The organism is Nonomuraea rhodomycinica, from assembly GCF_013363995.1.
Taxonomy (GTDB): Bacteria; Actinomycetota; Actinomycetes; order Streptosporangiales; family Streptosporangiaceae; genus Nonomuraea; species Nonomuraea rhodomycinica.
In genome coordinates this window covers 2,404,809-2,417,852 of record NZ_JABWGO010000001.1, presented here as the reverse complement: position 1 = coordinate 2,417,852, position 13,044 = coordinate 2,404,809, and the positions used below count along the sequence as shown (strand labels likewise).

The window sequence follows — 13,044 nt, the reverse complement described above, 5'->3', positions numbered from 1 at the left end:
CTTGAGATGAGGTCTCCCACCCTGTGAGGGGGTAAGGCTCCCGGTAGACGACCGGGTTGATAGGCCGGAGGTGGAAGCGCGGTAACGTGTGGAGCTGACCGGTACTAATAGGCCGAGGACTTGACCATAAAGCTTTTGCTTTGGTGTGTGCTGCGCTCTGTTACTCTTCGCCGGGTCCAGAGCTGCGCCACACCGAAGGTCTTGCTCGCGTCCACTAGGCAATTCTGAGACAGCAAGCAGTGCTTGTGTGTTTCAGAGGGTTACGGCGGTTATGGCGGGAAGGAAACACCCGGTTACATTCCGAACCCGGAAGTTAAGCTTCCCAGCGCCGATGGTACTGCACTCGGGAGGGTGTGGGAGAGTAGGTCACCGCCGGACAATCTTTTGAGAAGGGGTTCATGCGGGCCTGGCTTGATGCCGGGTTCGTGTGGGCCCCTTCTCGCATGTCCGGGGCCGGTCCCCGCGGGCCCCGTGCGCGCAGGTGGGATCAGCGAAGAGCAGGGCTCATGAGGTCGAGCGTCAGCCGGTTTCCCCAGTCGTTGGTGAGAACGGCGCTCATGCCCTCGTAGCGCACTCGGATGAACGGGTTCGAGTTGAACATCACGGCGACCCACCGCAGCGAGCCGTCGGCGTTGAGACGGGCGAGGTGCCCGATGTTGCCCATCCCGCCACCCCCGCCTGACATCCATCCCGAGCCGTTCGGCAGCGGGCTCCGGAAACAGGTGTCCACCCCGTCGACGCCGTGCTCCTCAATGGCCTGGGCCACGTCGAACGGCCCTCCGGCGAGGAAGGGGATCGGTTGCCCGGCATCGGGGTGGTAGGCCCCCGGACCGTCGACGTGCAACTCCAAGCCCGTGTCATCGGGCCGGTACAGCCCGTCATGGAGTGGCATCTCTCCGGCGTCCCAGAGCGATTCGACCATTCCCAAAGCGACCACCCCACCGTCTGAGCCGAGTCCTCGCCGCGGGGGCGACGGCCGGCGCCCTGTTGACCGAACCATACGTGAAGATCGACAACCCCGTGCATCGGAAGACCGCCCCCTGCGCAGCTGCTCCGAACCCGTCTGCCTGGCGCTGGACCAGGCCGTGCTCGGCTCCCGCTCCGAGGCCCGATGGCTGCGCTTCGCCGACGCCCGCCTGCGCGACGTGTTCCCCGCCTGTCGCGGCGGCGGTCGGGCCACGACAAGCGGCTGCGCGCAGCGCTCCCTTTGGTCGTAGCAGGCCATCCGGCTCCTCGCCGCGGACACCGCCTTCTGGTTCGGCAGTGTACGGGGGACCGCCGCTGTTCATGGTGCGGGCCTGGGCGAGGATGCCGACCACCTGGGCCCTGGCCGGCCCGGAGATGGACGAGCGCGTGGTGCCGACCGCTGACCGCCGGCAAGGGTCTGCCTCCCGCGAGTTCGAGGCCGGCCTGATCGCATGCGGGGTTCCGACTGCCGCGACCCGGCTTCTAGCAAGAGAGATCCCGCCCGAGACGGGCGCGCCCGCTGATCGAGGCGGCCGACGCCTGGGTCGCCGCCGACGTCACCTCGCCGGCGACGTCACCTCGCCGGCGACGTCATCCCGCTGCCGACGTCGCCTCGCTGCCGACGTCGCCTCGCTGCCGACGTCACCTCGCCGCCGACGTCACCTCGCCGCCGACGTCACCTCGCCGGTGCGGCACGGGGCCGACGAGGGCTGGGAAAGGAGGCCGGCGCGGGCCTGCAGGGCATCGGACCGCCTGGACGAACCGGACGAACCGTCACGTGGCCGCTTCTCGCGCCGGCACACCAGACGGGCGGTTCCGGAGTCGTCAGTGACAAAAGCCGGGGGCGGCGCGGCGGTCCGCGTCCACCCCCGGCTGGAAGGGTCTCCGGCCTTACTTCGGCATGATCAGCAGGGCGTCGCCGACGCCGCGCTCCACCCCGTCCGACGGGCGGTTGACGACCTTGTCGCCCACCACCATGGTGGTCGAGCCGCCGCCGTCCAGGTTGACGGCCTCACGGGCGCCGAGCCAGCGCATGAAGCGGGCCGCCTCGATGAAGTTGGCCCCCACCGTGATCCCCGGCTGGCGGCCGTCGATGACGGCCACGATGAGGCTGCCGTTGCGGGTCGTGCCGAGCAGCGTGCGCGGGTGCCTGCGCAGGATCATGTTGATCGAGTCGTGGCCGTTGAGCTTGGCGGTGATCCGGGTCTTGCCGTTGCGGACCAGGCCGACGCTGCCGGCGATGACGTTCACGTCCGGCGTGAGCTTGATGGCCGAGCGCTTGCGCAGGTCCACGACCCTGGTGTCGATCTTCAGGGTCGTGCCCTCGGTGGCGTGCGCGGCCAGCCATTCGGTGGCGACGCCGGTGCCGTGCAGGATCCGGGTGCCCCGCGCCACCTCGGCGCCCGGGGCGCGCACGCCGACGACCTTGCCGGTGGCGTCGATCACCACGTCGGCGCCGTCGTCGGCCGGGGTCTTGGCGCCGAACTCCTCGGTGTAGAGGACCAGCTCGTCCGTGCCGGCCGCGCGGTTGACGCCGTTGACCGGGGACTTGGAGCCGTCCTGCGCGATGGCCGTCACCGTGGTGCTGATCTCGGTGATGCGGGCGGTGCGGCCCTTGAGGACGACGGCGGAACGGCCGGGCACGGCCTCGCTGAGCAGCTTGCCGGCCACCACGGACGCGCCGACCGGCTCGCCCTGGAGGTTCTTGGCGGTGTGGATGTTGAAGAAGCCGCCGTTGACGGCCGCGAGGGCGTGCGCGGACTTCGCCATGGCGGAGACCTTGTCGCGGGCGGCGACACTGGTGCCGAGGGACGACGCGTACGAGCCGCGGAACGTCCGCGCGTCGATCATCATGACCTTGACGCTCCACGGGCCGGTGGTCTCCAGGCCGTCGTCGCCGGTGTAGTCCACCCTGGACTTCAGGCCGGCGTCCTTGAGCTTGGCCACCATCTCCTCGGCCTTCTTCTTCTCCTCAAGCTTCCAGTTGCCCACCCGGACCATGTAGACGGTCTGCGAAGGGGCGTCGGCCACGGCCGGCCGGACGACCTCCTGCAGGGTCGCGGTCTCGCCCGCGGCCTCGACCTCGGCCAGGACCGACTCGGCGGTCTGCCGCATGCCGTAGTCACGGCCGCTGGGCATGAGGACGGAGACCGTGTAGCTGTTGCTGGAGCTGCCGGCCTGCACGTCGTAGAGGTCGACGCCCTGGGCCACGCTGGTCAGCTTCCTCGTCGGCACGCCCGACGTCCCCAGGGGGAACTTGGCGGACGGGAACTTGACCGATGCCTGGTCCGCGGCGGCGACGGGCACGGTGGTGACCGTGAGGGCGGCGGCCAGCGACAGGCCGGCGGCGAGGGTACGTCGAGACATGACAACTCCAGAGGGCGGACAGTGAACCGCACCATCCTGGCGTGATCATGGTCGGCGGGTGAGCGAAACACGCTAATCCGCCGCAGAGGTTACGAGATTGACATCGCACTCTGGACCGGGCTTGCCGTACGACCTGGGGTGGTCACGGAACGTGGGGGCGTTCAGGAATCGGTCCGCATGCAATGGGTGAATCGGCCCGCGAGCCAGGCGTCAGCGGGAGTCGCGGCGGAAGGACTCCAGGGCCAGCAGGGCGACGTGGAGCGACAGGCACGACTCGACGTCGTCGAGGTCCGTGTCGAGGATGCGTTCGAGGCGCCGGAGCCGGTCGTAGAAGGCGGGCCGGGACAGGTGCGCCTTCTGGGCGGCCACCGCCTTGTTGCGCCCGGCGTCGAGGTAGACGCGCAGGATCCTGGTGAGGTCGCCGCCGCGCTGGGCGTCGTGGGCGAGCAGCGGCCCGAGCTCCCGCTCGGCGAACGTCTGCAGCCGCGCGTCGTCGCGCAGCAGGTGCAGCAGGCCGCGCAGCCGCAGGTCGGGCAGCCGGTAGAAGGGCCTGCCGTCGGGTTGCCGCACGGCCACGTCGGCCACCTGCTCGGCCTCGAGGAAGCTGCGCCGCACGTCGCGGATGGAGTCGACCACGGAGCCGGCCGCGAGGACGAACGGGGCGCCGCTCTTCCACAGGATGCGCAGGCGATCGGACAGGGCGGTCAGCGCGGGCTCGGCCTGGGTGCGCGGCGGCAGCGGCAGCAGGACGCCGACGCGGTCCTGGTCGAGCGCGCCGACGAGGGCCGGCAGGCGGGCGTCGCGGCAGGCCGCGGCGGTGGCCTCGGCCAGCTCGCCGAGCTGGGCCTGCCCGTCGAGGGCCTGCTCGACGGGCTCGGTGGGCCGGATGACCACGCTGACGAGCTTGCGGCCGGTGAGCGGGACGCCGACGGCGCGGGCGCGCGCGGCGGCCTCGTCGGGGTCGGCGTAGGCGTGGGTGAGGATGCCGGTGATGATCGTGCCGTGGGCCTGGCGTTCGAGCGACTCCTGGTGGCGTTCGAGCAGGCGGCCGAGGGCGAGGGTGGTGGCGGCGCGCTCGGCGAGGACGAGGTCGCGGGGCGAGGGCGGCGCGTCGCACAGGAGGATCAGCCGGCCCCAGTCCTGGCCGCGGGCGCCGACGGTGGTGACCAGCCAGCCGGAGGCCGGGTCGTACGCGGTGCGCTCGGACGGCGCGACGGCCCGCGAGCGGGTCTCCCACCCGGCGAGCAGGCTGCCGGTGTCGCGGGCCGCGGACTCGCAGGCCAGCACCTGGTGGGCGAGGTTCTCCAGCAGCACCGGGCGTCCGGACAGCCGCGCCACCTGGGCGAGCACCTCGGCGGGGGAGGCGCCCTCGACCGACAGCTCGGTGAACACCTCGTGCAACTGCTCGGAGGCCCGCAGCTCCTCCAGCTGGATGTCGATGATCCGGGCGTGCACCGACTCGGTGATCTGCACGAACGGCGTCTCGCGGGTCAGCACGACGAGCGGCAGCCCGTGGTCCTCGGCGGCCTTGACGACGGCGGGCGGCAGCTCGCCGACGAACCGGCGGCCCAGCTCCACGATGAGCCCGGCGACGCCCACGGACGCCAGCTCCCCGATGTAGTCGGCCAGCTTCTCGGGGTCGCGTGGCAGCGCGACGCCGGTGGTGAGGACCAGCTCGCCGCCGCGCAGCAGGGGGGCGATGTCGGCGATCTCGCCGACGTGCACCCACCGCACCTTGCTGCCCAGCCGGTCCGCGCCCGCGACGACGCGCGGTCCGCCCCGGCGAACCGTCTCCAAGGCGAGCACATCGGCGATGGTGGGCAGCACGGACAGAGCCTATCCGATCAGCTTGTAAGATCGGCAATGCTCCCATTTACATAGTGGATTTACACATCGGCAGCCGCTCATCGGTTCAGCGCCTCCTCCGTGAACTCGCGGCCGGGCGGGCGCTCGCGCAGCTCGACCCGGCGGATCTTGCCGGAGATCGTCTTCGGCAGCTCGCCGAACTCCAGCCGCCGCACCCGCTGGTACGGCGCCAGCGCGCGCCGGCAGTGCTCGAAGATGGACCGCGCGGTGTCCTCGCCCGGCTCGAAGCCGGGCACGAGCGTCACGTACGCCTTGGGCACGGCCAGCCGCAGCGGGTCGGGGGCCGGCACCACCGCGGCCTCGGCCACGGCCGGGTGCTCCAGCAGCACGCTCTCCAGCTCGAACGGCGAGATGCGGTAGTCGGACGCCTTGAACACGTCGTCCGTGCGCCCCACGTAGGTGATGTAGCCGTCGGCGTCGCGGGTGGCCACGTCGCCGGTGTGGTAGAAGCCGTCGGCCGCGGCGGCGGAGGCGCCCGCGTAGCCGGTCATCAGCCCGGCGGGCCGGTCGTCGCCGAGGGGCAGGCAGATCTCCCCGTCGTCGCCCGGCCGCCCGGTGACGGGGTCGAGCAGGGTGATCTCGTAGCCGGGCAGCGGCCGGCCCATCGACCCCGGTTTGACCGGCTCGCCCGGCACGTTGCCGATCTGGGCGGTGGTCTCGGTCTGGCCGTAGCCGTCGCGGATGGTGAGCCCCCACGCCTTGGCGACCTGGTCGATGATCTCCGGGTTGAGCGGCTCGCCGGCGGCGACGGCGGTGCGCAGCGGCAGCCGCCAGGCGGTGAGGTCCTCCTGGATGAGCATGCGCCACACGGTGGGCGGGGCGCAGAACGTGGTGCCGGCCTCGTCGCGCAGCACCTCCAGCAGCCCGGTCGCGGAGAAGCGCCGGTAGTCGTGGACGAGCACGGTCGCCCCCGCGTTCCACGGCGCGAAGACGCTGCTCCAGGCGTGCTTGGCCCAGCCGGGCGAGGACACGTTGAGGTGCACGTCGCCGGGCCGCAGCCCGATCCAGTACATCGTGGACAGGTGGCCCGCGGGATAGGACAGGTGGGAGTGCTCGACCAGCTTCGGCCGGGAGGTCGTGCCGGAGGTGAAGTAGAGCAGCATGGGGTCGCCGGACAGGGTGGGCGCCTCGGGGGTGAAGCGGGCCTGCGCCTCGCGGCTCTCGTGGTAGGGCAGCCAGCCGTACGCGTCGCCGACGGCGATCCTGGTGAACGGCCCGGCGGCGAACTTGCCGGCGTCGGAGGCGTTGGCGATGACGTGCGCGACGCCGGCCCGCTCGACGCGCTCGGCGACGTCCTTGGCCGTCAGCAGGGTGGTGGCCGGGATGACGACGGCGCCGAGCTTCATGGCGGCGAGCAGGCTCTCCCACAGCTCGACCTGGCTGCCGAGCATGAGCAGGATCCGGTCGCCGCGGCGTACGCCCTGCTCGTGCAGCCAGTGGGCGACCTGCGCGGAGCGGGCCGACAGCTCGGCGAAGGTCAGCGACGCAGGGCGGTCCCCGCCGACGATGCGCAGCGCCGGCGCGCCGGGCGTCTCGGCGGCGAGCACCCCGTCGAACCAGTCGAGCGCCCAGTTGAAGTGTTCCGGCCGGGGCCAGCGGAACTCCTTGCGCGCGGTCGCGTAGTCGGCGTCCAGCAGGAGGTCGCGTGCCGCGCGAAAGCCGCTTACGTCGTGGTGCTGCCCGTCATCTGCCATACCCTCAATCTGCTACGCGCGCAGCCGGGCCTCAAGGCCGTCGAGCATCGTGGCGAGGCCGAACGCGAAACTGGTCTCCCGCAGCGCGTCGGTGTCGGAGATCTTCGCGTTGACCTCGACGACGCGCTCCAGCAGGTCGGGGAAGTCCTTGGCGACCTTCTGGAACGTCTCGTTCATGGACTCCTGGTCGAGCTCCTCGCCGCCCATGGACGCCTCCCACGCGATCTCGGGGATCACCATGCCGAACACGTACGCGGTGAGGGCGGCGTTGGCGTAGTCGATGTCCAGGCCCTTGAACCCGGCCAGGGTGAAGGCCTTGCGCAGCCGGTCGGCCAGGGACAGCGCGTTGGGGCCGAGGGCGGGCAGGCGGCCGATGAGCGAGCCGACCCACGGGTGGCGCAGCATGGCCGCGCGCATGCTGTGGGCGAAGGCGGAGACGGCCTCGCGCCAGCCCGGCTCCTCGGGATCCGGCAGGACGATCTCGCCCCACACCTCGTTGTAGGCCAGCTCCAGCAGCTCGTCCTTGTTCTCGACGTACCAGTAGATGGTGGTGGCGCCGGAGCCGAGCCGGGCGCCGAGCTTGCGCATGCTGAGGCCGTCGAGCCCCTCGGTGTCGAGCAGGTCCAGGGTCGCGCGGACGATCTCCTCGCGGCTGCGGCCGGGGGTCCGGGCGGGCCGTGGCTCGCGGGTCCAGACGGAGGAGATCTGCTTGCTCATGGCCCCAGCATAAAACCTCTCGCACGGTGTGCGAGAGGCGCCGTACAGTGTGCGAGTGAATGTGAACGTTGTACCAGAATCCTCGAACGATGTGCGAGACCCGCGGCGGTGGTGGACGCTGGCCGTCCTGTGCCTGTCGGTGCTGGTGCTGGGCGTGGACGGGACGGTGCTCAACCTGGCCATCCCGTCGCTGATCCGCGACCTGGGCGCGAGCCCCGGCGACATCCAGTGGATCCTCGACGCCTACGTGCTGGCCTTCGCCGGGTTGCTGCTGACCGCGGGCAGCCTGTCCGACCGTTACGGCCGGCGCAAGTTCCTGATCATCGGCCTGGCCTTCTTCGGCGGCGCGTCGCTGCTGGCCGTGCTGGCCTCGGAGTCGTGGCAGCTTATCGGCGCGCGGGCGCTCATGGGGGTGGGCGGCTCGATCCTCATGCCCTCCACCCTGTCCATCCTGATGACCGTCTTCGACGAGGCCGAGCGGCGCAAGGCGATGGCGGTCTGGAGCGCCGTCGCCATGGTGAGCGTGATCGCCGGCCCCACGCTGGGCGGTTTCCTGCTCGACCACTACTGGTGGGGTTCGGTCTTCCTGCTGAACGTGCCGATCGCGGGCCTGGCCATCGTGGCCGCGTTCGTGCTCATGCCGGAGACCCGCAGCACCGGGCGCCGGATCGACCCGGTGGGCGTGGTCCTGTCCGTCATCGGGCTCACCGCCGCCGTCTACGTCATCATCGAACGCGAGTGGAACGTGGGCGGCATCGCGACCGCCGTGGTGGCCCTCGGCGCGTTCGTGGTGTGGGAGGTGCGCTCGGAGCAGCCGATGCTGCCCCTGGAGCTGTTCCGCAACCGCAACTTCAGCGGGGCGTCCTTCTCCATCCTGCTCATGTCCTTCGGCGCGGGCGCGGTGATGCTCATGCTGACGCAGTACCTGCAGTTCGTGCTCGGCTACGGGCCGATGAAGGCGGGCCTCGCGCTGCTGCCGTACGCGGTGGCCGCGGCGCTGTTCAACGGCCTCGGCGCGGCGCTCGGCCAGCGGGTGAGCAACCGCGTGCTCGTCGGCGTGGGCCTGGCCGTCATGGCCGGCGGGTTCGCGGTGCTCGCCACGACCACCGGCTACCTGCCGGTCCTGACCGGCCTGATGGTCATGGGCGTCGGCGGCGGCCTGGCCGGCCCGGCGGCCTACGCCTCGCTCATGGGGGCGATCCCCGTGGAGCACGCCGGGGTCGGCTCGGCGCTCAACGACACCGTCCAGCAGGTCGGGCTGGCCATGAGCATCGCGATCCTGGGCAGCGTGCTGGCCGGGGTGTTCACCTCGGCCATGCCCGCGGACGTGCCGGCCGCGGCCAAGGAGTCGATCGGCGACGCGATCCGGCTGGGCTTCGCCGAGCCCGCCAAGGCCGCGTTCACCGACGCCGTGCACCTCGGGGCCTGGGTGGGCGGCGGGTTCTGCGTGGCCGCCGCGCTGCTGGCGCTGGCGGTGCTGCGGCCGCCCGCCCCGGCCGCCGCTCCCGAGCCGGAGCCCGAGCGGGTGTGAGGCCGGCGCCTCATCGGACGCTGTCTCATCGAACACGGGGCTCGCGCATGCTCTCCAGGCTGTCGAGCTTGTGGGTGCGCTCGTCGTGGCCGATCTGCCGCAGCAGGTCGGCCACCGACCGGTGGCGGCCGTACTCGGCGGCGTAGGTGCCCGGGTCCGGGACGAGGTCGAGCGCGGGGTTCTCGGCCACGAACGTCATGTACTCGTGCTCGGCGTGGTCCTCGAACTCGGCGTTGAGCCGGTAGCTCCAGTCGGGCCGGACCAGGAACAGCACCCAGGACACGTGGTAGTAGAAGAACGAGATCACCCACGGCGCGGCCCGGTGCAGCAGCCACGTCTGCCGCTCGCCGTTGCGCTGCACGAGGTCCTGCATGATCAGCAGGTGCCACTGCTCGTTGTCCTGGTCGGCGCGGGCCTCCACGATCCGCTCGAACACCCTCCTGGCCAGCGCCGAGCGCCCCGCGTGGCGGTGCACCGCCCAGTAGCCCATGCGCTCCCACGCCTGGTACGGCACCCGGGCGATGGTCTCCAGCATGGCGAACTTGGTGAACGAGCCCTGCCTGCCGTACAGGAGGTCCACGGGCTTGAACATCATCCGCGCCAGCAGGCTGTAGGCCATGCGCGGGGTGGCGAGCGTGTCGCGCTCGGCCTGGCGGAGCTGGTCGGGACTGAGCTTGGGCGGGCCGGAGGGCAGCTCGGGGCGCGTCGCGGGGTGCGTCTCGGGGGCGGTGGCGGGTTCGAAGGTGATGGTCATGGCCGGTCTCTCCTCGGGTCGTCCTCGTGATGACCCGATCGTGGCCGAGCCGGCCCCGTCCGGTCGTCGGCCGCGGGAGGTCTTTCCCGGTGCCTCCGGCGGCGTAGCGCGGGCGCGGCCGGTACGCCCGCAGGCGCACGGGACATCCCCTAGGGGGTGGACGGCATGAAGTCTTGATGTCATGACATAGACTGGCCGGGCGGTCCCAGGCTGTCCCGACAGCCTGTAAGGCGATTCGGCGGCCCGCCGACAGGTTGCCGGTGGGAGGAATGATGTCAGAACGGGATACTCGTAGCATGTCGGAGCTTCTCGCGCGCCATCGGGCCGTCATGCCCAACTGGCTGGCCCTCAACTACACCGAGCCCATCGAGATCGTCAGCGGCAAGGGCAACCGCGTCGTCGACGCGGACGGCAAGAGCTACCTCGACTTCTTCGCCGGCATCCTGACCAACATGATCGGCTACGACGTCCCCGAGGTGCGCGAGGCCGTCGAGCGCCAGCTCGCCACGGGCGTCGTCCACACGAGCACGGTCTACCTCCTGCGCGGCCAGATCGAGCTGGCCGAGAAGATCGCCCGGCTGTCCGGCATCCCGGACGCGAAGGTCTTCTTCACCAACTCCGGCACCGAGGCCAACGAGACCGCCCTGCTGCTGGCCACCTACGCCCGCAAGAGCGACCAGGTGCTGGCCATGCGGCAGAGCTACCACGGGCGCAGCTTCGGCGCGATCAGCGTCACCTCCAACCGCTCGTGGAAGAACAACTCGCTCTCCCCGCTCAACGCGCACTTCCTGCACGGCGCCGACCGGCACCTCGCCCAGTTCCGCGGCCTGTCCGACGCCGAGTACATCAAGGTGTGCGTCGACGACCTGCGCCACGTGCTCGCCACCGCGGTCGCCGGCGACGTCGCCGCGCTGATCGCCGAGCCCATCCAGGGCGTGGGCGGCTTCACCATGGCCCCCGACGGCCTGTTCGCCGCCTACAAGGAGGTCCTGGACGAGCAGGGCATCCTGTTCATCTCCGACGAGGTGCAGACCGGCTGGGGCCGCACCGGAAGCGCGTTCTTCGGCATCCAGAACCACGGCGTGACGCCCGACATGATGACCTTCGCCAAGGGCCTCGGCAACGGGTTCGCCGTCGGCGGCGTCGTCGCCCGCGGCGACCTCATGGACGCCCTGCCCGCGGTGGGCCTGGCCACGTTCGGCGGCAACCCCCTCTCCATGGCCGCCGCCAACGCCACCCTCGACTACGTCCTCGACCACGACCTGCAGGCCAACGCCGCCCGCACCGGCGCGCTCATCACGGACGGCCTGCGCGAGGCCGCCCAGCGGCTGCGCATCGTCAAGGACGTGCGCGGCAAGGGCCTGATGTTCGCCGTCGAGCTGGAGACGCCCGCCCAGGCGGCGCGCTTCATGGAGGAGACCAAGCGGGCCGGCCTGCTGGCCGGCAAGGGCGGCCTGTACGGCACGGCCATCCGCATGGCCCCGCCCCTCACCCTCACGATGGACGAGGCCGCCGAGGGGCTCGGCATCATCGTCCACGCCCTGGAAGTCATCGACGCGGAGGCGGCGGCGCAGTGAAGTCTGTCAGGCACTGGATCGGCGGAGCCCTCACCGGCGGCGACGGCCGCACCGGCGAGGTCTTCAACCCGGCGACCGGCGAGGTGAGCGGCCACGTGGCGCTCGCCTCGGCGGAGGAGGTGGACGCGGCGGTGGCCGCCGCGGTCGCGGCGTTCCCCGCCTGGCGGGACGCGTCGCTGACCAAGCGGACGCAGGTGCTGTTCCGCTTCCGCGAGCTCATGGTCGCCCACCGCGACGAGCTGGCCGCGCTGATCTCCGCCGAGCACGGCAAGGTCCACTCCGACGCGCTCGGCGAGGTGGCGCGCGGGCTGGAGGTCGTCGAGTTCGCCTGCGGCATCCCGCACCTGCTCAAGGGCGGCTTCTCCGAGGGCGTCTCCACGCGGGTCGACTCCTACTCGATCCGCCAGCCGCTCGGCGTCGTGGCCGGCGTCACGCCGTTCAACTTCCCGGCCATGGTGCCGATGTGGATGTTCCCGATCGCGATCGCCTGCGGCAACGCGTTCGTGCTCAAGCCGTCCGAGAGGGACCCGTCGGCGTCGCTGCTCATGGCCCGGCTGTGGCAGGAGGCGGGGCTGCCCGACGGCGTGTTCAACGTCGTGCAGGGCGACAAGGTCGCGGTGGACCGGCTGCTGGAGCACCCCGACGTGCGGGCCGTCTCGTTCGTCGGCTCCACCCCCATCGCCCGCTACGTCTACGAGACCGGCACGGCGCACGGCAAGCGGGTCCAGGCGCTCGGCGGCGCCAAGAACCACATGCTCGTGCTGCCGGACGCCGACCTCGACCTGGTCGCCGACTCGGCCGTGTCGGCGGGCTTCGGCTCCGCCGGCGAGCGGTGCATGGCCATCTCGGTCGTGCTGGCCGTGGACCCCGTCGGCGACGAGCTGGTGGAGAAGATCAAGGAGCGCGTCGCCAAGCTGGTGATCGGCCCCGGCGACGACCCCGAGGCCGAGATGGGGCCGCTGGTCACCCGCCAGCACCGCGACAAGGTCGCCTCCTATCTGGACCTGGGCGTCGAGGAGGGCGCCAAGCTGGTCGTGGACGGCCGCGAGAGCGCGCTCCTCGGCGGCGGCAAGGCGTCGGAGGCGCCCGGGTTCTGGCTCGGCCCGACCGTGCTCGACCACGTGCCCGCGGGCTCCCGGGTCCACACCGAGGAGATCTTCGGGCCGGTGCTGTCGATCGTGCGCGTCCCCTCGTACGAGGAGGGGGTGCGGATCATCAACGACGGCGAGTACGGCAACGGCACCGCCATCTTCACCAACGACGGCGGCGCCGCCCGGCGCTTCCAGAACGAGGTGGAGGTCGGCATGATCGGGATCAACGTGCCGATCCCGGTGCCGATGGCGTTCTACAGCTTCGGCGGCTGGAAGGCGTCGCTGTTCGGCGACACGCACGTCCACGGCGCCGAGGGCGTCCACTTCTACACCCGCGGCAAGGTCGTCACCTCCCGCTGGCTCGACCCGTCCCACGGCGGTGTCAACCTGGGCTTCCCCACCAACGGGTAGGCCCTCGGGTCCCCACCGGGGAGGGACGCGCGTCCCTCCCCGGCCCCCGCCCCGGTAAGCTCCAGGTCAC

9 protein-coding genes and 2 rRNA genes are annotated in these 13,044 nt (G+C 71.4%); 5 read left to right on the top strand and 6 right to left on the bottom strand.

The features are described 5' to 3' along the window. Positions 1-128, top strand: a 23S ribosomal RNA gene (locus tag HT134_RS11050); the annotation flags it as partial. A 133-nt stretch (positions 129-261) separates the two neighbouring features. After that, positions 262-378: ribosomal RNA gene (gene rrf / locus HT134_RS11045) — 5S ribosomal RNA — on the top strand. 109 nt (positions 379-487) lie between these two features. Here rrf and HT134_RS11040 read toward each other — a convergent pair. The 5 genes from HT134_RS11040 to HT134_RS11020 form a co-directional block, all read right to left on the bottom strand. Beyond that, positions 488-922: a hypothetical protein gene (locus HT134_RS11040; RefSeq protein WP_217707276.1), complete on the bottom strand. Its 435-nt coding sequence runs from the start codon at positions 920-922 to the stop codon at positions 488-490. Between the two features lie 935 nt (positions 923-1,857). Continuing rightward, positions 1,858-3,333 (bottom strand): phosphodiester glycosidase family protein, encoded by a 1,476-nt coding sequence (locus HT134_RS11035; protein ID WP_175600012.1) that lies wholly within the window; start codon positions 3,331-3,333, stop codon positions 1,858-1,860. Between the two features lie 210 nt (positions 3,334-3,543). Next, positions 3,544-5,160, bottom strand: coding sequence for a PucR family transcriptional regulator (locus tag HT134_RS11030; protein WP_175600011.1), 1,617 nt, complete (start codon positions 5,158-5,160; stop codon positions 3,544-3,546). A gap of 77 nt (positions 5,161-5,237) precedes the next feature. Next, a complete protein-coding gene (locus HT134_RS11025) occupies positions 5,238-6,893 on the bottom strand; it encodes an AMP-binding protein (RefSeq protein ID WP_175600010.1) in 1,656 nt (551 codons plus the stop codon). A gap of 12 nt (positions 6,894-6,905) precedes the next feature. Further along, positions 6,906-7,610 (bottom strand): TetR/AcrR family transcriptional regulator, encoded by a 705-nt coding sequence (locus HT134_RS11020; RefSeq protein ID WP_175600009.1) that lies wholly within the window; start codon positions 7,608-7,610, stop codon positions 6,906-6,908. Positions 7,611-7,701: 91 nt separating this feature from the next. Between HT134_RS11020 and HT134_RS11015 the strand changes: the two genes are divergently transcribed. Continuing rightward, entirely contained in the window at positions 7,702-9,141 is a 1,440-nt protein-coding gene (locus tag HT134_RS11015) for an MFS transporter (protein WP_312888070.1), read from the top strand. A 25-nt stretch (positions 9,142-9,166) separates the two neighbouring features. Here HT134_RS11015 and HT134_RS11010 read toward each other — a convergent pair whose 3' ends face one another. Next, entirely contained in the window at positions 9,167-9,895 is a 729-nt protein-coding gene (locus HT134_RS11010; RefSeq protein ID WP_175600008.1) for an alternative oxidase, read from the bottom strand. Positions 9,896-10,191: 296 nt separating this feature from the next. On the opposite strand from HT134_RS11010, the gene HT134_RS11005 reads away from it, so the two are divergent. Together HT134_RS11005 and HT134_RS11000 are read left to right on the top strand one after the other, a co-directional pair. Then, positions 10,192-11,472: an aspartate aminotransferase family protein gene (locus tag HT134_RS11005; RefSeq protein ID WP_175600007.1), complete on the top strand. Its 1,281-nt coding sequence runs from the start codon at positions 10,192-10,194 to the stop codon at positions 11,470-11,472. Continuing rightward, complete coding sequence (locus HT134_RS11000) at positions 11,469-12,974, top strand: CoA-acylating methylmalonate-semialdehyde dehydrogenase (RefSeq protein WP_175600006.1); 1,506 nt, start codon at positions 11,469-11,471, stop codon at positions 12,972-12,974. Before HT134_RS11005 ends, HT134_RS11000 begins: the two co-directional genes overlap by 4 nt. The last annotated feature ends 70 nt before the right edge of the window (positions 12,975-13,044 follow it).